This window comes from Streptomyces sp. NPDC020747 (genome assembly GCF_044334695.1).
Classification (GTDB): Bacteria; Actinomycetota; Actinomycetes; order Streptomycetales; family Streptomycetaceae; genus Streptomyces.
Genome location: NZ_JBIRTJ010000010.1, coordinates 346,361 through 367,505 on the forward strand (window position 1 = coordinate 346,361; position 21,145 = coordinate 367,505).

19 protein-coding genes are annotated in these 21,145 nt (G+C 70.7%); 8 read left to right on the forward strand and 11 right to left on the reverse strand.

Features of this window, described 5'->3' with window-relative positions; translation table 11 throughout:
- Positions 1-49: 49 nt before the first annotated feature.
- The 3 genes from ACH4YP_RS26855 to ACH4YP_RS26865 all read left to right on the forward strand — a co-directional run bounded on the left by ACH4YP_RS26855 (position 50) and on the right by ACH4YP_RS26865 (position 3,177).
- The gene (locus ACH4YP_RS26855) at positions 50-406 is read left to right on the forward strand and encodes a YciI family protein (protein ID WP_055618818.1); all 357 of its coding nucleotides are present in this window, start codon (positions 50-52) and stop codon (positions 404-406) included.
- A gap of 41 nt (positions 407-447) precedes the next feature.
- Entirely contained in the window at positions 448-1,773 is a 1,326-nt protein-coding gene (locus ACH4YP_RS26860) for an RNA polymerase sigma factor (protein ID WP_398492946.1), read from the forward strand.
- A 252-nt stretch (positions 1,774-2,025) separates the two neighbouring features.
- Entirely contained in the window at positions 2,026-3,177 is a 1,152-nt protein-coding gene (locus ACH4YP_RS26865; protein ID WP_361060499.1) for a dipeptidase, read from the forward strand.
- Between the two features lie 103 nt (positions 3,178-3,280).
- Here ACH4YP_RS26865 and ACH4YP_RS26870 read toward each other — a convergent pair whose 3' ends face one another.
- Positions 3,281-3,646 carry a VOC family protein gene (locus tag ACH4YP_RS26870; protein ID WP_361060566.1) on the reverse strand — a complete coding sequence of 122 codons (366 nt, stop codon included), beginning with the start codon at positions 3,644-3,646 and terminating at the stop codon, positions 3,281-3,283.
- Between the two features lie 114 nt (positions 3,647-3,760).
- Here ACH4YP_RS26870 and ACH4YP_RS26875 point away from each other — a divergent pair, with 114 nt between their 5' ends.
- Positions 3,761-4,261: a CGNR zinc finger domain-containing protein gene (locus ACH4YP_RS26875; RefSeq protein WP_361060501.1), complete on the forward strand. Its 501-nt coding sequence runs from the start codon at positions 3,761-3,763 to the stop codon at positions 4,259-4,261.
- A 51-nt stretch (positions 4,262-4,312) separates the two neighbouring features.
- Here the strand turns inward: ACH4YP_RS26875 and ACH4YP_RS26880 are convergent, their stop codons facing one another.
- The 6 genes from ACH4YP_RS26880 to ACH4YP_RS26905 all read right to left on the reverse strand — a co-directional run bounded on the left by ACH4YP_RS26880 (position 4,313) and on the right by ACH4YP_RS26905 (position 10,443).
- Positions 4,313-5,080, reverse strand: a complete 768-nt coding sequence (locus tag ACH4YP_RS26880; RefSeq protein WP_361060502.1) for a cupredoxin family copper-binding protein — start codon at positions 5,078-5,080, stop codon at positions 4,313-4,315.
- On the reverse strand, positions 5,077-5,571 hold the full coding sequence (locus ACH4YP_RS26885; RefSeq protein WP_361060504.1) for a hypothetical protein: 495 nt from the start codon (positions 5,569-5,571) through the stop codon (positions 5,077-5,079). Before ACH4YP_RS26885 ends, ACH4YP_RS26880 begins: the two co-directional genes overlap by 4 nt.
- A gap of 117 nt (positions 5,572-5,688) precedes the next feature.
- Complete coding sequence (locus ACH4YP_RS26890) at positions 5,689-6,768, reverse strand: plastocyanin/azurin family copper-binding protein (RefSeq protein ID WP_398492949.1); 1,080 nt, start codon at positions 6,766-6,768, stop codon at positions 5,689-5,691.
- A 49-nt stretch (positions 6,769-6,817) separates the two neighbouring features.
- Positions 6,818-8,161 (reverse strand): copper resistance CopC/CopD family protein, encoded by a 1,344-nt coding sequence (locus tag ACH4YP_RS26895; protein WP_398492951.1) that lies wholly within the window; start codon positions 8,159-8,161, stop codon positions 6,818-6,820.
- Complete coding sequence (locus tag ACH4YP_RS26900; RefSeq protein WP_398492953.1) at positions 8,158-8,808, reverse strand: hypothetical protein; 651 nt, start codon at positions 8,806-8,808, stop codon at positions 8,158-8,160. The genes ACH4YP_RS26895 and ACH4YP_RS26900 overlap by 4 nt, the downstream gene beginning before the upstream one ends.
- A 291-nt stretch (positions 8,809-9,099) precedes the next feature.
- On the reverse strand, positions 9,100-10,443 hold the full coding sequence (locus tag ACH4YP_RS26905; protein WP_361060512.1) for a UDP-glucose/GDP-mannose dehydrogenase family protein: 1,344 nt from the start codon (positions 10,441-10,443) through the stop codon (positions 9,100-9,102).
- Between the two features lie 223 nt (positions 10,444-10,666).
- On the opposite strand from ACH4YP_RS26905, the gene ACH4YP_RS26910 reads away from it, so the two are divergent.
- Positions 10,667-11,824, forward strand: coding sequence for an acyl-CoA dehydrogenase family protein (locus ACH4YP_RS26910; RefSeq protein ID WP_361060514.1), 1,158 nt, complete (start codon positions 10,667-10,669; stop codon positions 11,822-11,824).
- Between the two features lie 107 nt (positions 11,825-11,931).
- Here ACH4YP_RS26910 and ACH4YP_RS26915 read toward each other — a convergent pair whose 3' ends face one another.
- On the reverse strand, positions 11,932-13,197 hold the full coding sequence (locus ACH4YP_RS26915) for an LCP family protein (protein WP_398492955.1): 1,266 nt from the start codon (positions 13,195-13,197) through the stop codon (positions 11,932-11,934).
- Positions 13,198-13,316: 119 nt separating this feature from the next.
- Here ACH4YP_RS26915 and ACH4YP_RS26920 point away from each other — a divergent pair, with 119 nt between their 5' ends.
- A complete protein-coding gene (locus tag ACH4YP_RS26920) occupies positions 13,317-13,865 on the forward strand; it encodes an acyl-CoA thioesterase (RefSeq protein WP_361060518.1) in 549 nt (182 codons plus the stop codon).
- A gap of 64 nt (positions 13,866-13,929) precedes the next feature.
- Positions 13,930-14,322, forward strand: coding sequence for an SgcJ/EcaC family oxidoreductase (locus ACH4YP_RS26925; protein ID WP_398492957.1), 393 nt, complete (start codon positions 13,930-13,932; stop codon positions 14,320-14,322).
- A 166-nt stretch (positions 14,323-14,488) separates the two neighbouring features.
- On the opposite strand, the gene ACH4YP_RS26930 is transcribed toward ACH4YP_RS26925, so the two are convergent.
- A complete protein-coding gene (locus ACH4YP_RS26930) occupies positions 14,489-15,850 on the reverse strand; it encodes an LCP family protein (RefSeq protein WP_398492959.1) in 1,362 nt (453 codons plus the stop codon).
- A gap of 214 nt (positions 15,851-16,064) precedes the next feature.
- Between ACH4YP_RS26930 and ACH4YP_RS26935 the strand changes: the two genes are divergently transcribed.
- Complete coding sequence (locus tag ACH4YP_RS26935; protein ID WP_361060524.1) at positions 16,065-17,093, forward strand: glycosyltransferase family 2 protein; 1,029 nt, start codon at positions 16,065-16,067, stop codon at positions 17,091-17,093.
- Positions 17,094-17,178: 85 nt separating this feature from the next.
- Here the strand turns inward: ACH4YP_RS26935 and ACH4YP_RS26940 are convergent, their stop codons facing one another.
- Positions 17,179-18,783, reverse strand: coding sequence for an LCP family protein (locus ACH4YP_RS26940; protein WP_361060568.1), 1,605 nt, complete (start codon positions 18,781-18,783; stop codon positions 17,179-17,181).
- Positions 18,784-19,288: 505 nt separating this feature from the next.
- Positions 19,289-21,025 carry an LCP family protein gene (locus ACH4YP_RS26945; protein WP_361060526.1) on the reverse strand — a complete coding sequence of 579 codons (1,737 nt, stop codon included), beginning with the start codon at positions 21,023-21,025 and terminating at the stop codon, positions 19,289-19,291.
- Positions 21,026-21,145 lie beyond the last annotated feature (120 nt).

The following is a 21,145-nucleotide window of genomic DNA, read 5'->3' on the forward strand; positions in this document are numbered from 1 at the left end:
GAAGGTGGGACAAGCCCCGCCCTCGTACCGAGAGACTCAGGGAGTCACCATGCCTCGCTACCTGTCGATGATCCGTATCGATGAGCAGAACGCGCCCGCCGAGGGGCCGAGCGACGAGCTCATGGCGCGGATGGGGGAGCTGATCGAGGAGATGACGAAGGCCGGGGTGCTGCTGGACACCTCCGGGCTGAAGCCGACCGCGGAGGGGACGCGGGTGCGGTGGGAAGGCGGGGAGATGTCCGTCACCGACGGGCCGTTCACCGAGGCCAAGGAGGTCGTCGGCGGGTACGCGATGCTGCAGGCCAAGGACAAGGCCGAGGCCGTCGAGTGGACCAAGCGGTTCCTCCAGATCCATGAGGCCCACTGGACGGTGACCTGCGAGGTACGGGAGATCGTCGAAGGCTGATCCTTGGCCGATACGGGCCCGGGGGTGTCTGATGGTGGAGCGTGACACCAGAGCCAGAATCAGCGCCGGGTTCAGCGCCGGAACCGACGGGCACCCCCGCCCCGGCGGGAGCCCCCGCCCACGCCATCGAAACCGTCTTCCGTATCGAGTCGCCCCGCATCATCGCCGGGGTCGCGCGCATCGTGCGGGACGTCGGGATCGCGGAGGAGCTGGCGCAGGACGCGCTGGTCGCCGCGTTGGAGCAGTGGCCCCGGGAGGGGGTGCCGGGCAATCCCGGGGCCTGGCTCATGGCCACGGCCAAGCACCGGGCGATCGATCTCGTCCGGCGGCGCGAGAGGTACGCGCGCAAGCTCGTGGAGATGGGGCGGGACCTGGAGGCGGCCGAGCCGTACGGTCACGGCCACGTCGACGAGCCGGCCGATCCCGACGACATCGACGACGACCTGCTGCGACTCGTCTTCACCGCGTGCCACCCCGTGCTGTCCGCCGAGGCCCGCATCGCCCTCACCCTGCGGCTGCTCGGCGGGCTGACCACCGTCGAGATCGCCCGCGCCTACCTCGTCCCGGAGGCGACCGTCGCCCAGCGCATCGTCCGCGCCAAGCGGACGCTCGCCGCGAAGGCCGTCGCCTTCGAGGTGCCGTACGGGCCCGAGCGCGAGGCCCGGCTCGGGTCCGTACTCGAAGTCATCTACCTGATCTTCAACGAGGGGTACGCGGCCACCGCGGGCGACGACCTGCTGCGCCCCGCGCTCTGCGAGGACGCCCTGCGACTCGCGCGTGTGCTCGCCGAGTTGATGCCCAAGGAACCCGAAGTGCACGGGCTGGCCGCCCTGTTGGAGATCCAGGCGTCACGGTCGGCCGCGCGCACCGGGCCGTCGGGCGAGCCCGTACTCCTCAAGGACCAGCAGCGCTCCCGGTGGAACCGGCTCCTCGTCCGCCGCGGGTTCGCCGCCCTCGCCCGCGCGGAGGCCGTGTCCACGGGTGGCGGGCCCGGGCCCTATGTGCTGCAGGCCGCCATCGCCGCGTGCCACGCCCACGCCCATACGTACGAGGAGACGGACTGGGCGCGGATCGCCACGTTGTACGGGCTGCTCGCCGCCCGGACCCCGTCTCCGGTCGTCGAGTTGAACCGGGCCGTTGCCGTGTCCATGGCCGAGGGGCCCGAGGCCGGGCTCGCCATCGTGGACGCGCTCGTCGCCGAACCGGCGTTGCGGGGCTATCACCTGCTGCCCAGTGTGCGGGGGGACCTGCTGGTGCGGCTCGGGCGGGTGGAGGAGGCGCGGGCGGAGTTCGAGAGGGCGGCCTCGTTGACGCGGAACGAGCGGGAGCGGGGGCTTTTGCTGGGGCGGGCGGAGGAGCGCGGGTAGCTCCGCCGGTTGGCTCCGCCCGCCTGCCGCGGGAGTTCGCTTTGCTGGGCGGGCGGTTCGGAGGCTGCGGGTCGGAGGGGGGTTGGGTGCGCGATTCCCCGCGCCCCTAAAGACAAAGGCCCGCGTGCGCCCGTGCTATTCAAGGGGCGCGCGGGACGTGGTAGCTCGAACGGCTCATCCACCGAGACCCTGTCCGGCTGCCGTGTCACGGTGGGGACACCTGTCGCCACCACCGGACCCGGGAGCGTCGTCATGGCAGATCTGCAGGACGAACTGCACGCAACCGCCGAGGTCGGCGAGCTGGATCGCCCCGATGTCGAGGGGGAGTTCGAGCCGGACGCTCTTGAGGACGAGCGGGGGCTCGCGGTCGATGCAGGACCCGAGGAGGACGCGGCCGACGACCCCCTCGTCCGCGCGCACGTCCTGCTCGCCGCCCACCCCGTCGCCGACGGCTACAGCGGTCTGCCGTGGGCGCTGCGGCACCTCCCCTGGTACGACCTGGAGCTCGGCGAGAGCACGATAGACACTGATGTGCCCAGGCTCAGGGAAGGGCACGTGGCGGCGTTGTTCTGGTCGCTGCATCTGCCCGAGGGCCTCGTCGGCGAGCGGGCGGTCGGCGCCACTCTGGAGCAGCTCGACCTGGTGAAGACCGTCGTGGAGGCCCATCCGGAGGGCCTGCGGATGGCACACAGCGCGGCACAGGTCACGGACGCCAGGAACTGCGGGCGGGTCGCCGTGCTGCTCGGTCCCGCGGCCGCCGCCGCGCTGGACGACTCGCTGGGCATCCTGCGCGCGCTGCACTCTCTCGGCCTGCGCGTCCTCACCCTCTCCGGCGCGTCCTGGGCCGGCGAGAACGGGCTGACCAGGTTCGGCGAGGAGGTCGTACGCGAGGCGAACCGCATCGGCGTACTCGTCGACCTGTCCGGCGCCTCCGACGCGACCGTGCGCCGCGCCATCACCATCTCCAAGTCCCCGGTCGTCTGCACCCGCTCCGCCGCCCGCGACCTGCGCCCCCACCCGGCGAACCTCCCCGACGACGTGCTCGTCGAGCTCGGCGTCACCAAGGGCCTGTGCCTCGTGCCGCTGACCGCCGAGCAGACGGGCCCGTCGGTACGGGACGTCGCGGACCACCTCGACCACGTACGCGCGCTCGCGGGCCCGGAGTGCGTGGGCCTCTCGGGGACGTACGACTCCGGGGCCGCGCACCCCCAGGACCTGCCCGACGCCTCGGGGTATCCGCGCCTCGTCGCCGAACTCCTCGGCCGCGGCTGGTCCGAGTCCGACCTGGCCCTGCTCACCTGGGGCAACGTCCAACGCGTCCTGCGCAGCGCGGACTTCACGGCCCGCGCCGCCCGCAGCCGCCGGGAGCCGTCCACTGCGAAGATCGCCGAACTGGACGGGTAGCCCCCGGCGGTTCGTTGCCGGGCGGCTGCGGCTGCGGGTGGCAGGGGCTGGGCGCGCAGTTCCCCGCGCCCCTGAAAGCACCGGCCTTGGCCCCCGTTTCGGCTCAGCAGGCGCAGAGGCAGAACGGGTGGCCGGCGGGGTCCGCGTACACCCGAAAGCCCCGCGCCCGGTCCTCCGCTTCGAGGACCTTCGCACCCAGCGCCAGGACCTCCTTCTCCGCCGCGTCCAGGTCCTCGACCGTCAGGTCCAGATGGAACTGCTGGGAGCCGTCGGGCGCGGGCCACTTCGGCGGTACGTGGCCGGGGGCGGCCTGGAACGCCAGCGCCTGTCCGCCGGGCAGCCGCAGGTCGACCCACTCGGCCTCCCCCTCGGTCTCGACGGTGCCGCCCAGCACCTCGGCGTAGAACGAGGCGAGCGCGCGGGGGTCGGGACAGTCCAGAACGACGGTGCCCAGTTCGGCGACAGCCATGACTTCCTCCTCGTGATGTCCGTGCGTGATGTCCATGCGTCGATCGTTACCTGCAAAGTGTCTCAGCGGGTAACGGTTACTGCATACTCCCCCATAAGAGGTAACGTCGCAACCATGAATGACCGCGCACCCGCACCCGGCGGGCTGGCCCTGCTCCAGTCCCTGGTGAACACCCTGGACATCGAGTCGGGTGCCGACTCCCTGGACACGGCGGAGGGGCGCGCGAGGCTGGGCCTGGCGGAGGTCGATGCGGAGGCCGCGCGGGAACTGCGTGAGTCGCTGCGGGCCGTCTGTCTCGCGCACGCGGGCCATCCCGCACACCGGGAGGTACGCCCCCTCGACGAGCTGCTCGCTTCGGCCCCGCTCGTCGTCACGGTCTCCGCGGCGGACGGCTCGGCGACCCTCCGGCCGGCGGACCCGGCCGCTCTCACCTCCCGGGTGGCCGCGGCCGTCGCCGAGTCCCTCAGCGCCGGCACCTGGCTCCGCCTCAAGGCCTGCGAGGCGCCGGACTGCCACTGGGCGTACTACGACCGCAGTCCGGCCGGGCGTGGCCGCTGGTGCTCGATGTCGGTCTGCGGGGCGCGGGCGAAGATGCGCCGCTACCGCGCGAAGTAGCCGGAGCTGAAGTAGCCGTGGCGGGGGCCGCCCGGCCGACCCCCGCCACGGCTACGTGGCGTCCTGCTTCTCCCTCGCCGCCGAGCGCGAACCCACCAGCAGCAGACACAGCACGGCCACTCCCGCCACCACTCCCGCCAGGACGAGCAGGCCGTCGAGGGGGCGGGTGGAGGCGGTCGGTTCCATGGCCTGCGGGGTCGCCGCCTGCCCGGCCGCCGAGGGTGCCGCCGCTGCCGCGGGGGCCGAAGTCGGCGGTGCGGACGGGGACTTGGCGGGAGTCGGCGACTTGGAGCGCCCCGCCGAAGACGCCGCGGACGCCGAAGCCGTCGGAGCCGCCGGAGCCGTGTGATGCCCGCTCCCGGCCCCAGTCCCGGTGCCGCTCCCGGACTCGTGACCGTCCGACCCTGTATGCGCATGGGTCGGCGCCGCGGGAGTCGGCGCAGCCTGGACCACTATCCGGGCCGTCATGTCCGGGTGCACGGTGCAGTAGTACCCGTACGACCCGGCCGTCGTGAACGTGAAGCTCCAGCTCTGCCCCTTCTGCAGCATCGGTGAGTGGACGGAGACCGGGCCGGAGGTGGTCTTCACGTCGTGCGGGGCCGTGTCCTGGTTGGTCCAGGTCACCGTGGAACCGACCGCGACGGTGAGGGTCGCGGGCCCGAACGCGTACCCCTTCATCGCCACCCGGTAGGAGGCCGCCGACGCGGGCCCGGGCGCCGCCCACAGCAGCAACAGCGGTACCAGCAGGGCGAGTACGACTGGTGCGGCGAGTGCGGCGGTCCCCGGCAGCGAACGCCGCCCCCGCCGTCCCGCGCTCACGCGAACTCCGCGGCGAGCAGCAGCCGCAGCCGGGTCGCCGGGCGGGACCACGGCAGCCGGAAGCCGGTGGCGTGCCGGAGCAGCCGGTACGGGAGCCGCGCCGATCCCACCACCAGCAGCCGGCCCTCGGCGCACCTCACCACGCGCAGGCGCAACAGCACCGGGAACGCGACACCTCGTACGTCGAGGTCGGCGAGCAGTTGCAGGTGCCGCCCGTCGGCCAGGGGTTCCACGTGCTCGGAGACCAGGGAGGCCTTCATCGTGCCGGCGAGGTCGAAGCGGAACACGGGCCGCGCGCCCTCGCCCTCGGACTGGGATACGGGCTCGGACTCCGATTCCGGGACCGTGAGCGACGCCCCGGTCAGGGTGACGCGGCGTCGCAGGGTCGCCAACGGGCCGTAGTAGGCGGTGAGTTCGGCGAAGGAGCGGCCGGGTGCGACGGCGTACCGGCCGGGCGGTGGGGAGACGGTGGGCAGGGTGACGGTCGTCATCCTGGTTCTCCTTCCGAGGAGAAACAGAGCGGGGGAGAATGAAGCCGGACGCCGGGCCGGCCGACTGAGCCTCGGCCGGCCCGGCGTCCTCCTGCGGCGGCGCTGGTAGCGCCGGTGTCAGCAGCTGCTGGTCAGATAGCTCGTCGTCGGTGCGAGCATGTGCTCGGCCCACACCGTGTGCATCTTCACGTAGCTGTCGGGGTTGAGCAGATCGGTGACCTGCTGGCCGAGCGACTCCTCCAGATGTGCCGAGTTGACGTGCTGGAGCAGCACACCGAGGGTGTCGTCGACGACCGCGCCCCCGCCCTCCGTGGCGGGCGTGAGGATGCTCTCGACCCAGACGGTGTGCATCTTGATGTACGAGTCGAGGGCCAGCGCGTCCTGCACCTGCTCACCCGGCGAACGCTCCAGGTGCGCGGCGTTGAGGTGCTGCAGGATCGGCAGCAGTACGTCCTGGACGCTGGCGCACTGCTCGTCGCCGCCGTCCCCACCGCCCGTGCCGCCACCGGTGCTGCCGCCCGTGCTGCCACCGCTGGTTCCGCCGGAGCTGCCTCCGGACGTGCCGCCGGTGTCACCCCCGCTCGTACCGCCCGAGCCGGAGCCCCCGGTCGAGCCCCCCGACGTACCGCCGGAGGAGCCGCCCGTGGAGCCGCCGGACGTACCGCCGCTCCCGGAACCACCGGTGGACCCGCCTGTGGACCCACCCGTGGACCCGCTGTCGTCCGCGACGACCTTCACGGACGCCACCATGTCCGGGTGCACCGCGCAGTAGTACTCGTAGGTCCCCGCCGTGGTGAAGGTGTACGACCAGGAGTCGCCCTTCTCCAGGGTGCCCGAGTCGAACTTCTTCGGGCCCTTGGTGGTGGTGACGGTGTGCGGGGCCGTGTCGTGGTTGGTCCACTGGACGGTCTCGCCGACCTTGACGACCAGCTGCTCACCGTCGCCGAACTTGTTGCCCATGATGTCGACCTGGTGGTCGGCAGCGGCGGCTGCCGCGGGCCGGGCCTCGGCCGCCGCGGCTGCGGGCGCCTGAGCCGCGCCCGCCGCCGTGTCGGTCGTCGACGCCGAACCGGCCGTCGCCTGAAGCAGCCCCAGGCTGAGCACCGCCGCGAAGGCGGCGCCGAGCCCGGCGACCAGCAGGGCGCGGTTCCCGGCGGGCGCCCGGCGGCGCCGTTCACCGGTGTCTTTACTGCGCATCAACGCAACTCCCTTGTCTGTGAGGGGATTTCGGGGTTCTCAGAGGAGGTCAGCGGCCGGGATCGGCCGTGACCAGGAGACTCGTCACGGCGAGCACGACGAGGACGAGCCCCGTCTCCGCCGCGACCGAGTAACCGAAGGGCCGCACGGTGGCGGCCTCGCCGCGCAGCAGCACGGCGAGTTCCAGACGCGTACGCACCCACTGACGGCTGCGCCACGCGGCGAACAGAACGACGGCCAGCACACCGGTCTTGACCAGCAGCAACTGCCCGTACGAGGTGTGCAGCAGGGCGTCGTACGAGCCCACGACCTGCCAGGCCAGCACGAGCCCCGCCACGGCGATCGCTGCCACGGACGCGCCCGCGAGCTTCGAGTAGCCCGGCACGACCAGCGCCAGCTCGTCGGGGTCCCGGCGCGGCAGCACGGCCACCGCGAGCATGGCCAGACCGCCGATCCACAGACTCGCCCCGAGCAGATGCACCAGGTCGGCCAGCGCGCCCCAAGTCGGTTCCGTGCCCTCGGAGTTGTGGCCCGTCATACCGGTCGCCCGCAGCAGCCCGAGCGACACGGCGAGGGCACCCACCCGCCAGCCGGGCGAGCGTGCCGTACGGCCACCGCCCTGGAGCAGCGCGCTCAGCACCACGGCGGCGAGCACCCACAGCAGCCCGCGGGCGGCGAGCGCGAGGCCCGGCCCGGTGGTGAGCACGTTCGCGTACGCCGACGCCGAGAGCGCGTCGCGCAGGCCGCCCAACTCGGCGTACGCGCCCTGCAGTCCGAGCGCCACGACCGTCGAGAGCAGCCCGACCGTCCAGGCCAGGGCGAGCATCGCCCGTGCCCGCGGCTCACCCGCCCCGCGCGGCCAGAGCAGTGCGACGAACGCGATCCCGCCGATGAACAGGGCCAGCGAGAGATAGCCGGCCCAGCGAGCGGCGACGAGGCCGTGCCGCACCGAGGGGGAGGGCGCGGGGGCGGCCTCGTCGCCGCGGTCCTGGGCGGTGGCGGGCGCCGCCGCCGTACCGATGCCGAACGTCAGCCGGCCGGAGGACGCGTGCCCGTCCTCCTCGTCGATGACGGACCAGGTGAGGGCGAGTTCACCGGTCTTCGGAGCCACCTCGGGGAGTGCGGCCCGCACGGTGTCGCCACCCCCGCGCGGGGCTCGGGAGACGGGGAGCCGGTCGCCGTCGAGCGTCATCACGCGTACGTCGGACAGCTCGACGGGCTCGTCGAAGGTGAGGGTGAGATGGGCGGGCGCCTTGCCGAGTTCCGTGCCGTCCTTGGGAGTTGAGCGGACCAGCTCGGTGTGGGCGGAGGCGGGCGCCGCGCCGGCGAGGACGTACAGGAGAGCGGTGAGGAGGACGAGGAAGGGAGCGAGGAGGTGGCGTCGGAATGTCACGGGGTGGCCTCCGCGTCGTCCGGGGCGGGGAGGAGGCCCGGCGTGGCGACTCCGACGCAGAGGGAGGGTGTCGGCCCGGGAGTCGGTTCCGCGCCGCCCATGAGGCCGAGGGCCTGGCCCGTGAGCCCGGCGATCCCGGTGAGCAGGGGCTGTACGAGGTGTACGTCGCCGTCGTCGCAGGAGTCGTCGCCCGGGGGCCCCTCTCCCGCGGGGCCGGAGGGGGAGGGCGTGGGGGTGGGAGTCGGCGTGGTTCCCTGCCCGCCGTGACCGTCATGGCCGCCGGCACCGGACTCCCCGCTCCCGCTGCCGGTGCCGGTGCCGGTGCCGGTCCCGTGCCCTGCATGACCGCTGCCCCCGATCGGCACGACGCCGGTCCCGATCGGCAACTCGCCCGCCCCGACCGGGACTTGGGGCACGGGCGCGGCTCCCTCCGGCGTGTCCTCGCCCGGCGCCGGAGTCGTACTCGGCGGTGCCGTCGCCGCGGGCGGTGACGCGGGTGGCACGGCGGCCTGCGCCGATCCCGACGACGGTGGGGCGCCGATCCCCGAGGCGTAACCGAGCACGATCAGCACGGCGCCGACGAGCGCGCCCGCGACCACCTCGTCGCGGTGATCCCTCGGCCAATCCGCCCTGTTGAACAGGGGCATGATCACTCCTGGCATGGTCCGGTCATTCAGATCGGTGAATGCGGACCAGTGGAGTGGGAGCCGAATTCCGCGCGGCTACGCGTTGGTTAATCGCCTGTTGCCTGCCTCTCCTTCAGGGGTACCCCTGCTGTGAGAACGGGCTACAACGACGTCATTCCGTGCATTGCGACTGTGAAGAATCAGCGCGCACGGCACGGCAATTCCACCACATTGCTCGAATGCGATTCGAACCAATTGGAGAGAAGAAGTGCAGGGCAAACGCCCGGCGAACGGCCAAGCGGACGCGGCGGCTCAGGCGGCCGGCCGCCCCATCGCCCGGTACGTCCAGCCCGCGGCCCGCCACACGGCGGGGTCGAGCGCGTTGCGGCCGTCCAGTACGACGCGGTCCGTGACGGCCTCGCCGAGCGCCGCCGGGTCCAGCTCGCGGAACTCGCGCCACTCGGTGAGGTGCAGGACGGCGTGCGCGCCGCGTACGGCCTCCGCGGCCGTCTCCGCGTACGCCAGCGTCGGGAAAAGGCGCCGGGCGTTGTCCATGCCCTTGGGGTCGTAGACCGTGACCTGGCCGCCCTGCAGTTGGATCTGCCCGGCGACATTCAGCGCGGGTGAGTCCCGGACGTCGTCCGAATCCGGCTTGAACGTCGCGCCGAGCACCGCGATCCGCTTTCCGAGGAACGATCCGCCGCCCAGTGCCTCGCGCGTCATTTCCACCATCTGACCGCGGCGCCGCATGTTGATCGAGTCGATCTCGCGCAGGAAGGTGAGTGCCTGGTCGGCGCCCAGTTCTCCGGCGCGTGCCATGAACGCGCGGATGTCCTTGGGGAGGCAGCCGCCGCCGAAGCCGATGCCCGCCCGCAGGAACTTGCTTCCGATCCGGTCGTCGTAGCCGATCGCCTCGGCGAGCTTCATGACGTCGCCGCCGGCGGCCTCGCAGACCTCGGCCATGGCGTTGATGAAGGAGATCTTGGTGGCGAGGAAGGAGTTCGCGGCCGTCTTCACCAGCTCGGCGGTCGGGAAGTCGGTCACCACGAAGGGTGAGCCCTCGGCCATCGGCGTCGCGTACACCTCGCGCAGCAGCTTCTCGGAGCGCTCGCTGCGGACACCGGCGACGATGCGGTCGGGGTGCAGGGTGTCCTGGACGGCGAGGCCCTCGCGCAGGAACTCGGGGTTCCAGGCCAGCTCCACGTCCTCGCCGGCGGGGGCGAGCTCGACCAGCGTGCGGCCCAGCCGCTCGGCCGACCCCACGGGCACGGTGGACTTGCCGACCACGAGGGCGGGGCCCGTCAGGTGAGGTGCGAGCGAGGCGAAGGCCTTGTCGACGTACGACATGTCGCACGCGTACTCACCGTGCTTCTGCGGGGTGTTCACACAGACGAAGTGGATGTCGCCGAACTCCGCGACCTCGGCCCAGTCCATGGTGAACCGCAGCCGCCCGCTGGACCCCTCGATACCGGCGACGTGCTTGGCCAGCAGCTCTTCGAGCCCCGGCTCGTACATCGGGACCTTGCCCCGCTGGAGCATCTCGATCTTCTCGGGCACGACGTCGAGTCCCAGCACCTCGAACCCGAGCTCGGCCATGGCCGCGGCGTGCGTGGCGCCGAGGTAGCCGGTGCCGATCACGGTGATCTTGAGGGCCATGGATGCTCCAGTAGGTGTCCGTCAGGTATCCGTCAGGGGTGCGACCGCAGTGCGCCCAGAGTGCGCTGACCGAGCATAGTCGGGGCTTGTTCGAGTGCTTCACCGGGCAGTTTCCCCCTTGTCGCCAAGCTCACGTACCCGTCCCGTGGGCAGGCCCCTAAAATTCGAGTTACTTAACGGTAATTAGCGTCAGCATCACAGCGTCTTTGGAGCGTGAGAGACCTTGGCCGGATCGGCTGATTTCGACCTGTACCGCCCGTCCGAGGAGCACGGCATGCTCCGCGACGCGATCCGCTCACTGGCCGAGGCGAAGATCGCGCCGTACGCCGCGGCGGTGGACGAGGAAGCCCGTTTCCCCCAGGAGGCCCTGGACGCCCTGGTCTCCTCCGACCTGCACGCCGTGCACGTACCGGAGACGTACGGCGGTGCGGGCGCTGACGCGCTGGCCACGGTCATCGTGATCGAGGAGGTGGCGCGGGTCTGCGCCAGCTCCTCCCTGATCCCCGCGGTGAACAAGCTGGGCTCGCTCCCGGTGATCCTGTCCGGCTCCGAGGACCTGAAGAAGAAGTACCTGGGCCCGCTGGCCAAGGGCGACGCGATGTTCTCGTACGCCCTCTCCGAGCCGGACGCGGGCTCGGACGCGGCGGGCATGAAGACGAAGGCGGTCCGCGACGGCGACTTCTACGTCCTGAACGGCGTGAAGCGCTGGATCACCAACGCGGGCGAGTCGGAGTACTACACGGTGATGGCCGTGACCGACCCCACGAAGCGCTCCAAGGGCATCTCGGCCTTCGTCGTGGAGAAGTCGGACGAGGGTGTCTCCTTCGGCGCCCCGGAGAAGAAGCTCGGCATCAAGGGCAGCCCGACCCGCGAGGTCTACCTCGACAACGTCCGTATCCCGGCCGACCGCATGATCGGCGAGGAGGGCACGGGCTTCGCCACCGCGATGAAGACCCTGGACCACACTCGCATCACGATCGCCGCGCAGGCCCTCGGCATCGCCCAGGGCGCCCTCGACTACGCCAAGGGCTACGTCCGGGAGCGCAAGCAGTTCGGCAAGGCGATCGCCGACTTCCAGGGCATCCAGTTCATGCTCGCCGACATGGCCATGAAGATCGAGGCCGCCCGCGCCCTGACCTACCAGGCCGCGGCCAAGTCCGAGCGCGGCGACGGCGACCTCACCTTCCAGGGCGCGGCGGCCAAGTGCTTCGCCTCCGACGTCGCCATGGAGGTCACCACGGACGCGGTCCAGCTCCTCGGCGGCTACGGCTACACCCGCGACTACCCGGTCGAGCGCATGATGCGCGACGCCAAGATCACCCAGATCTACGAGGGCACGAACCAGGTCCAGCGGATCGTGATGGCACGCAACCTGCCGTAGAGCGCAGCCGTACTACAGCGATGGGCCCCCGGCGCCATGCCGGGGGCCCATCGCTGTCATGCATACGGCTCTCGTGCGGTACGGGCTCGGGGACCGCTCAGTTCCCCTCAGTTGCCCGACACCGTCACCTTCTCGTCGTTCTTCAGCTCGTTCACCAGGGTCTTGACCTTGGCGGTGTCCCACTGGAGGTTGCCGTTGGCCGCGTTGCCGGAGATGGGCATGTTCATCGACTTGCCGTCGCCGCCGGTGATGCCCTTCATGGCCCAGAACATCGAGGCGAGGTCCCAGAGGGACATGTCCTTGTCGACGGTGAGGGTGTCGAGGCCGGAGCCCAGGGTCGGGTAGAGCTTGAAGGGGTTGAGGATCGTGGACGGCGTCGCCGTCTGGCTCGCCAGGGCCGCGAGGAACTTCTGCTGGTTCTTCGTGCGGTCCAGGTCGCTGCCCGCGAACGCGTACCGCGTACGGACGAAGGCCAGTGCCTGCTCGCCGTTCAGGGTCTGCTTGCCCGCCTGGAAGTCGGCGCCGGACTTCTTGTCCTTGAACGCCTTGGGGATGTCCATCTCGACACCGCCCACCGCGTCGACGATCTTCGCGAAGCCGCCGAAGCCGATCTCCGCGTAGTGGTCGATGCGCAGCCCGGTGTTGGCCTCGACGGTCCGTACGAGCAGCTCGGGACCGTCCTCCGCGTACGCCGCGTTGAGCTTCACCTGACGGCCGGTGCCCTGGAAGGTCTTGCCGGACTCGGAGCCCTTGAACGTGGGGATCGTCACGTTCGAGTCGCGCGGCAGCGAGATCATCGTGTTCCCGTTGTCGCCGACGTGCAGGATCATCATCGAGTCCGTGCGCTTGCCCTCGGCGGAGCCCGTGTGGAGCTTCTTCTTCTCCTCGGCGGACATGCCCTCGCGGCTGTCGGAGCCGACGATCAGGTAGTTGGTGCCCGCGCCGCCGTCGGGCCGGTCGATCACCTTCGACAGGTCGACCTCGCGCTTGAGCTTCGAGTCGGCCCAGAAGTACGTGCCCACGGAGACCACGACCAGCACGGTGACCACCGTGATCGCCGTCCACTTGATCCGCCTGCGCCAGTTCGGCGCGGGCCGCGGACCCCGTCCACGGCCGCCGGGCGGCTCGTGCGGACCGCCGCCACCGGGCGAGCCGTACACCTGGCCGGTGTTGTAACCGTCGTGGGCGTCCTCGCCGTAGCCGTCCGTGTACGTCGGCTGGGACGGGACTCCGCGCGACGGTGCCGAGGGGCGTGGACCGGCCCCCGGGCCGCGCTGCACCTGCCGCATCACACGCGCGCCCTCGGGCTCGGCGCCTGCGCTGCCGCGGCCGTGACGGTCGCCGCCGTTGTGTCCCTGGGGCCAATCACTCATGGGCCCAGTGTGCAGGGTCCCACTGTGTGCCATACAAGGGTCTTCGGAAAATCGCACCAGGGCTGTTGCAGAGCTGATGCAAATCAACCCCCGAGAGTGCCCCGCATAAGGTGGGCGGCATGACAGACCAGGCCCGTACGCCGGAATCCGATATTCCGGGCAAGCCGACTTCGGCGTCCCGAACCACCCTCAGCCACATCATGAGCCACAACGACACCAACCTTCTGGGCACGGTGCACGGTGGCGTGATCATGAAGCTGGTTGACGACGCGGCCGGCGCGGTGGCCGGGCGGCACTCCGGCGGGCCCGCGGTGACCGCCTCCATGGACGAGATGGCGTTCCTGGAACCCGTTCGCGTGGGCGACCTCGTGCATGTGAAGGCACAGGTGAACTGGACGGGTCGTACGTCGATGGAGGTCGGCGTCCGCGTTCTCGCCGAGCGTTGGAACGAGTCCACGCCGCCTCAGCAGGTCGGCTCGGCCTACCTGGTGTTCGCCGCGGTGGACGCCGACGGCAAGCCTCGGCGGGTACCTCCGGTGGTTCCGGAGACCGAGCGGGACCGGCGCCGCCACCAGGAGGCGCAGATCCGCCGTACGCACCGGCTCGCCCGGCGGCGGGCGATCATGGAGCTGCGGGAGAAACGTTCCGCGGAAGGGCTCGACGACTAGGGCCTGTGGGATCTCGCGGCCGGGCCTTGACCTCAAGTTGACTTGAGGTATCAGAGTGATCTGCATGGATACCGAAACCGCAGACATCAAAGCCATCGAAGAAGTCGTCACCACTGTCGAGCGCGCTCAGCGTGCCAAGGACGTCGAGGGGTTCCTCGCGCTCTTCCACCCCGACGCCCTCTGGACGACCGGCCACGGCAAGGTCCTCATCGGCTTCGACGCGATCGCCGAGTTCACCCGCGCCGTGCTGCCCGCGGCCAGCTGGGACGGTGAGATCACCTACGAGGCGGTGCACACGCAATTCCTGCGGCCCGACGTGGCGGCCGTCAAGGTCCGGCAGGTCTACCACTCGCCAGAGGGCGAAACGGAAGGCGCCCCGCTCTACGTCATGACGAAGCAGGATGGCGGGAGGTGGCTGCTGCACGCATGCCAGAACACCGAAGTGCGGGTCGAATAGAACCAGAATGATCATGCGGCTGGTTCATGCTCGGATCGTTGTCCTGGGCGTGACGCATGGTGATCTGAGATGCGGAGTGGGAACGGCCGCGGCCGACGCCCGCACCGATCCACCGCTGTCCCCGGTCGTCACGCCGGGGCAGCGGGCGGACCGCGCGCAAAGCCCGTTACGGGCAGACCACCTGGTCGCCCGTCACCGTTTCGAATTCGCCCTGGGCCGGGTCCTCCGCGCGGACCTTGAGGACCTGCTTGAAGTCCGAGCCGGCGATCACCTTCATCAGGGGGCCCTGGCCGGCAACGGGGCGCAGCTCGCTGCCGGGCAGGGCTGTGGCGAGGGATTTCGCGGAGCGGTCCCAGCGGGGGTCGTACTGGACGATCGTGCGCGGGATCGAGCGGTCGGGGGCGTTGACGGGGGCCCGGGTCGTGCGGAAGCCGGTGGCCGACAGGCCGCTGTCGACGCGGCGGCCGAGGCCGGCGGTCATGGTGCCGTTCTCGACCTGGACCCTGATCTGCTGCGGGGCGACATCGACGCGCAGGGCCTTGGAGCGGACCCGGTGCGGGGCGAGCGGCTTGTCGTCGCGCAGGGTGCGGAAGAGCCGGTCCGCCTTCCGCTCGTCCCACTTCAGGGTCGAGCCGATGCCCTTCACGGCGTACCCCATCTTGCCGATCGGGACCGTCGTGAACTCCGAGGAGGACGGCGAGAAGGTCCGCATCGCCCGCCCCAGGTCGACGAGTTCGTCCGACCCGAGGCCCTTGTCGGCGCGCACCGAGCCGAGCACGGCCCCGGTCACGTCCCGGAACCTGATCGGGTTGAGCAGCACCCCGGACGAGGTGGCCCGCTCGATCAGCGCGGCCAGGAAGCGCTGCTGGCGCTGCATCCGGCCGAGGTCCGAGGCCCCGTCGATGTGCCGCGAGCGCACGTACTGCAGTGCCTGTCCGCCGTTCAGATCGTGCACGCCGGTCGGCAGGTCGAGCCCGGTGTAGGTGTCCTTGAGCGGCTTCACCGTGCAGATCCGGACGCCGCCGAGCACGTCCACGGTCTTGATGAAGCTGGTGAAGTCGACCTCCAGATAGTGGTCGATCTTCACATGGGTCATGTTCTCCACGGTCCGCACGGTCAGCTGCGGCCCGCCCTCCGCGTACGCGGCGTTCAGCTTGATCGGGTGCGGCTGGTGCCGTCGGCCGGTGGTGCGGTCGACGTGGGCGGGCGTCTCGGCGTACGAGTCGCGCGGCAGGCTCACGATGCTGGCCCGCCTCCGGTCCTCGGAGAGGTGCACGATCATGATCGTGTCGGTGCAGTGGCAGGGGGCGCCGCCGAGCCGGTACTTCTCCTTCTCCTCCGGGGTGATCCGGTCGCGGCCGTCGGTGCCGACGAGCAGGACGTTCATGCCGTGGCCGTGCGCGGGCCGGTTCTTCATGTCCTTGAAGGGGTCGATCCGGTCGATGTCGGAGCCGAGACCGGTGAGCAGCGCGTGCCCGATGCCGGCCGCCGCGAGCACCGTCACGGACAGCGAGGTCGTCACCTTCATGGCCCAGCGCGTCCGCGTGCGCCGTACGGGTGGCCGCGCTGGGCGCTGCCGCTGTGGGCGGGCGGGGGAGCGGGGCGGCGTGGGCAAGGCGGACACCTCCGCGTCGGCCGGGTGTGGGGGTCCGTTGGCACCGTAGGCCCATACGATCTGCGGCCCGGCGCAGGGACCGGGCGGCGCGCGTCCGTGTCCCCCGTTCGCGGTAACGTAATCCGCGATGAACGCCAATCCCGCCGTGCCGCTTCCCGCCGTGTCCGTGATCATGCCCGTCCTCAACGAGGAACGGCATCTGCGCGGAGCCGTCCAAGCGATCCTCGCCCAGGAGTACGGGGGCGAGATGGAGGTCGTGATCGCCATCGGTCCCTCCTCGGACCGTACGGACGAGATCGCGGCCGAACTCGTACGAGAAGACTCCCGAGTGCACACGGTCCCGAACCCGACCGGTCGCACGCCCGCCGCGCTGAACGCCGCGATCAAGGCGTCCCGCCACCCGATCGTGGTACGCGTCGACGGGCACGGCATGCTCTCGCCGAACTACATCGCGACCGCCGTCCGCCTGCTGGAGGAGACCGGCGCGCAGAACGTCGGCGGCGTCATGCACGCCGAGGGTGAGAACGACTGGGAGCACGCGGTCGCCGCGGCGATGACGTCCAAGATCGGCGTGGGCAACGCGGCCTTCCACACGGGCGGCGAGGCCGCGCCCGCCGACACCGTGTACCTCGGCGTCTTCCGCCGTGAGGCCCTGGAGCAACAGGGCGGCTACAACGAGGAGTTCATCCGCGCCCAGGACTGGGAGCTGAACTTCCGGATCCGTGAGGCGGGCGGCCTGATCTGGTTCTCGCCCGAGCTGCGGGTCTCCTACCGCCCGCGTCCCTCGGTGGGGGCCCTGGCCAAGCAGTACAAGGACTACGGGCGTTGGCGTCACGTCGTCGCCCGCTTCCACTCGGGCTCCATCAACCTGCGCTACCTCGCCCCGCCGACGGCCGTCTGCGCGATCGTGGCGGGCCTGGTGGTGGGCGCGGCGGTGACGCCCTGGGGGTTCCTGGTCCCCGGCGGCTACCTCGCGGCGATCGCCCTCGGCTCCCTCCCCGCGGGCAAGGGGCTGCCGCCGAAGGCCCGGCTGCAGATCCCGGTGGCCCTCGCGACGATGCACATGTCGTGGGGCTGGGGCTTCCTGACCAGCCCGAAGGCACTGGCGAAGAAGGTCATCGCGTCGCGGCGGCCGGCGGTGCTGAGCGAGAACTGACCGCCTCCGGGCGCAGGCACGCACGACGAAGGCCCCTCCCGGACAGGGAAAGGGGCCTTCGTCGTCCGCGGTGCCGCCGGGACGGCTACCAGCGGTAGGGCTCGTACACGTCCATGCACTGGCTCTTGTCCGACCCGTTGATGGCGTCGGCGTTGCCGGGGACGTCCCCGGCCTTCGGGGCCGACTTCTTCGGATAGGCAGTGCCCGTACGCCAGTCGGCGCCCACGATGAGGGTGACCCCGGAGACGTCGGTGCTCCGCTTCACCGAACTCAGCGGAATCCCCAGCGACTTGGCGACCCGCTGGGCATCGCCCTCCAGGTCCGCACTCGGGTAGCGGACGACCGTCTTGTCCTCGCTGAGCGCCGAGGAGCGGTCCGCCACCGCCTGGGTGAAGCCCTTGCCCGTGAGCTGTTCCGTGATCGCGCTCGCCCGCATGGGCGCCGCCGCCTCCGTGGCGGTCCGCGTGCCGTTCTGCACCTGTACGGCGATCTGGCCGTCGGCAGCGGCCGGGTCCTTGGAGGTCTTCTCCTCGGCCCCCTCGGTCTTCTTCTTCGCGTCCGAGTCGGAGCCGTTGTTGTCGAACGCCACGTCGTCGCGGAGCATCGACCACACCTTCTCGGCGTCCGCACCGGCCGGGACCACGTGGTTGGCGTCCAGCGGGTCGGGGACGTTCGGCATCGTCGTCATGGTGATGCGGTTCGTCGGCACCGTCTTGAGCTGCATGCCCAGGTCGTACAGCTTCTTGACCGTGCCGATCTCCTCGGAGACCGTCAGCGACTTCGTGGCCGCCTCGGCCAGGCCCATCAGCCGGCCCGTGTCGGTGAAGACGTTCTGCTCCTTCAGGCCACGGATCATCGAGTTCATGTACATGTGCTGGGCCCTGGCCCGCATGAGGTCACTGCCCCAGGCGTGGCGCGTGCGCAGCCACTGGAGCGCCTGCTTGCCCTGGACCTTCTTCGTACCGGCCTTCAGCTTCAGGCCGGACCCGCCGGGCACACCGGGCAGCGGGCCGTCCTTCACGTTCTGTCTCACACAGACCTCGACCCCGCCGATCGCGTCCGCCATGCTCACGACGCCCGCGAAGTCGATCGTCATCCAGTGGTCGATGTAGACCCCGGTGAGTTTCTCCCAGGTGGCCAGCGTGCAGCCGGCCCCGCCGCGGGACAGCGACGTGTTGATGATGGTGTTGGTCGCCGGATAGGTCTTGCCGCCCTCCGGGTCCGTGCACTTGGGGATGTCGACCCGGGTGTCGCGCGGGATCGTCACCACCGCGGCGCTCTTGCGGTCCGCGGACAGGTGGATGAGCATCTGTACGTCGCCGAGCGGCGGGTTGCCGCGGTTGTCCCTGCTGCCGCCCAGCGCCACGTTCGCGTCGGAGGCACGGCTGTCGGAGCCGACCAGCAGGATGTTCAGCGGAGTCTGCCCGGCCGAGTTGGGCTCCGTCTTCGGCGCCTTCGAGTCGCCGCTGCTGCGCTCGCCCTTCTCGATGTTGTTGTTCAGGTGCCGGTAGTACAGGTATCCCGTACCGGCGGTCCCGAGTATCGCCACCGCCAGGACCGTCGCCGACCAGCGAAGCACCCTCCGTCTGCGACGGGGCCGGTCGAATCCGTGGCCGCCTGGGCGCCGCTTGTCGCCGCCGTGCCTGCCCGGTCCGGCCGCTGTGCCCTGGCCCTGCGGTGCGAGGGACATCGTGTCCTCGACCGCGGGCACCTCCCCCTGCACACTGCTCTGGCTCAACTCCCTGCCCCTTCCCCACCCCTGTTGCCCGACAAGGCCGCGCCCCGCGTCCGGCCCTCCCTGGCCGGTGCGGAGCGAACCCTGTCAGGCCACCCTGTCCGACACTGGGTCCGCCACCTACCAGACGTTTTGGGGTCCGAACGAGGTTGGCTACGCGTCGGCAAAATCAGCGACTGGCACGGCCCTGTGCTGTCGGCCCGGCATGCGGCCGACGTCGGACGGACGCGCAGTCGACACAGCGGTGCGCCACGTCAGACCAACATGGGCCCCGCACGGTTGTGTTCCAAGCCGAACAACTCCGAGCCGAATACTGGCCGGCCTGCACCTGACACGGCCAACTCCGCACCCGGCACCGGTCGATTCGGCCCCACCGGGAGCCAACTCCGTATCCGGCAAAGGCCTGTCGCTCGCCCCGTAAGACGTGCGACAGGCCCGTCAGGTCACCCGTGTCAGCGAATCAGCTGGCGCACTGGACCTTGTCCGCCGTGGACTTCTCCACATCCGGAGCGGCGGCCGAAGCGGAGTTCAGCTTCACCCCGGCGCCCTTGAAGTCCTCTCCCAGCGTGAGGGTCATCGTCGGCAGTCCCTGGGAGTTGGTGACACTCTTGCCAGGCTTCATCGCCGAGCCGCTCAGGCCCATGATGTCGGCCAGCCTGCGGGCCTGGTCCGCCTGCTCGGGCGCGTACTCGAGTGTCGTCTTGGCCTGTGTGCCACCGGAGTTGCCCGCGTTCTCGGACTTGCTCACGCCGGCTTCCAACTGCAGCCAGTTGAGCTCGGCCTGCGCGCTGCCGGCCGGGGCGCCGCCGTTGAGGATCTGCACGCGCACCTCGGAGGCGGCGGCCTTCGTGCCCTTGAGACGGGCGGCGACGGCGGCCTTCTCCTTCGCCTCCTTCTTCTTCACCGCGGTGAAGGAGGTGTCGCTCTTGATCATCTGGAAGACCTGGGGCGCGCGCGTCTCGTCGACGACGACCGTCGCCTTGACCGTCTCGGCCGGGTTGTCCACCACCGGCACCGTCGTGAAGGAGATGTTCTTCGGCGGCACCTTCTTCAGCTCCAGCGCCACGTCCTTGAGCGTGCTGACCTTGCCGATACCGGTGTCCACGGTCAGGGCCTTGGTGGCGGCCTCGGCGAGCTTCAGCAGCTTGCCCGGGCTGGTGAGGGTGTCGCTGGACGACATCTTGCGCATCAGCGAACCGAGGAACTGCTGCTGCACCTTGATGCGGTCGAGGTCGCCCTGGTTGCCGAAGCTGTGCCGGGTCCGCACGAAGGCCAGCGCCTGCTCGCCCTCGACCTTGGACGTACCGGCCGGCAGCTTGAGCTTCGACTCCTTGTCGTCGACGGCCTTCTCCACGCAGACGTCGACGCCGTCCACCGCCGTGGTGAGGGTCTTGACCGCGTTGAAGTCGGCCATCATGAAGTGTTGCGGCTGGATGCCGGTGACAGCCTTGACCGTGCGCATGGTGCAGCCCGGGTCCCGGCCGTCCTGGCCCAGGCTCGTGTTGAAGCGCTGGTTGAGCGTCCCCGGAACGATCTTCTCCGTGCCGTCCTCCTGCTTGGTCGGACAGTCCGGAATGTCGACCTTCAGGTCACGCGGAATGCTCATCGCGGTCGCGTTCGTACGGTCCTTGGAGACGTGCAGCAGGATGTTCGTGTCGGCGTGCCCGACGCTGCCCTTGTCGCCGTAGCCCTCGTTGCCCGCGCCGGTGCGTTTGTCCGTACCGATGATCAGGATGTTGAAGGCCTCGTCCTTGCTGAAGCTGCCGGCGCCCGCGCTGCCGACGTCCGTCGTGGCGACGTTGCCCTCAAGGTGCTTGATGTAGGCGTACGCCGCCGCCGAGACACCGACCAGCACCAGGGCCATGCCGCCGCCGGTCCACAGCAGTATTTTCTTCGCCCGCGACTGCTTGGGTTTCGTACGCGTCCGGCGGCGGCCCGGAGGCGGCTCGTCCGGCACGCCACGGCGCCTGCGCGGTCCGGGCACATCGGTGCCCGGAATCCCACGGTCACGGCCCGGCGCGGGACGCGAGCGTGTCGCCGCCCCACCGGCTCGGGTGGCGGTTCTCCGGGGACCGGGAACCGTCGACTGCGGTGCGGAACTCTGCAGTCGCAGTTCGTAGTCGCCGGTGTTCGGGTTGAGTACCCACTGGTCTGCGGGGTCGATATCGTCCGCCCGCCCACGGCCTTGCGCGTCCACGGTTGCTTGAGTCCTCCGTCGGGGCCACGCGGCGTCTTTCCCCCTCAAAAGACGCTCGGTCAGTCGGTCCAACCAGTGCGCGACCTCAGGACTGACCTCAGGACCGGGTGCACCGGATCG

Bases quoted from the DNA above. Each gene is read 5' to 3' on its own strand.
- ACH4YP_RS26855 (WP_055618818.1), top strand. From the start codon at position 50: ATGCCTCGCTACCTGTCGATGATCCGTATCGATGAGCAGAACGCGCCC.
- ACH4YP_RS26865 (WP_361060499.1), top strand. From the start codon at position 2,026: ATGGCAGATCTGCAGGACGAACTGCACGCAACCGCCGAGGTCGGCGAG.
- ACH4YP_RS26870 (WP_361060566.1), bottom strand. From the start codon at position 3,646: ATGGCTGTCGCCGAACTGGGCACCGTCGTTCTGGACTGTCCCGACCCC.
- ACH4YP_RS26875 (WP_361060501.1), top strand. From the start codon at position 3,761: ATGAATGACCGCGCACCCGCACCCGGCGGGCTGGCCCTGCTCCAGTCC.
- ACH4YP_RS26885 (WP_361060504.1), bottom strand. From the start codon at position 5,571: ATGACGACCGTCACCCTGCCCACCGTCTCCCCACCGCCCGGCCGGTAC.
- ACH4YP_RS26890 (WP_398492949.1), bottom strand. From the start codon at position 6,768: ATGCGCAGTAAAGACACCGGTGAACGGCGCCGCCGGGCGCCCGCCGGG.
- ACH4YP_RS26900 (WP_398492953.1), bottom strand. From the start codon at position 8,808: ATGCCCCTGTTCAACAGGGCGGATTGGCCGAGGGATCACCGCGACGAG.
- ACH4YP_RS26905 (WP_361060512.1), bottom strand. From the start codon at position 10,443: ATGGCCCTCAAGATCACCGTGATCGGCACCGGCTACCTCGGCGCCACG.
- ACH4YP_RS26915 (WP_398492955.1), bottom strand. From the start codon at position 13,197: ATGAGTGATTGGCCCCAGGGACACAACGGCGGCGACCGTCACGGCCGC.
- ACH4YP_RS26920 (WP_361060518.1), top strand. From the start codon at position 13,317: ATGACAGACCAGGCCCGTACGCCGGAATCCGATATTCCGGGCAAGCCG.
- ACH4YP_RS26925 (WP_398492957.1), top strand. From the start codon at position 13,930: ATGGATACCGAAACCGCAGACATCAAAGCCATCGAAGAAGTCGTCACC.
- ACH4YP_RS26930 (WP_398492959.1), bottom strand. From the start codon at position 15,850: ATGAAGGTGACGACCTCGCTGTCCGTGACGGTGCTCGCGGCGGCCGGC.
- ACH4YP_RS26935 (WP_361060524.1), top strand. From the start codon at position 16,065: ATGAACGCCAATCCCGCCGTGCCGCTTCCCGCCGTGTCCGTGATCATG.
- ACH4YP_RS26940 (WP_361060568.1), bottom strand. From the start codon at position 18,783: ATGTCCCTCGCACCGCAGGGCCAGGGCACAGCGGCCGGACCGGGCAGG.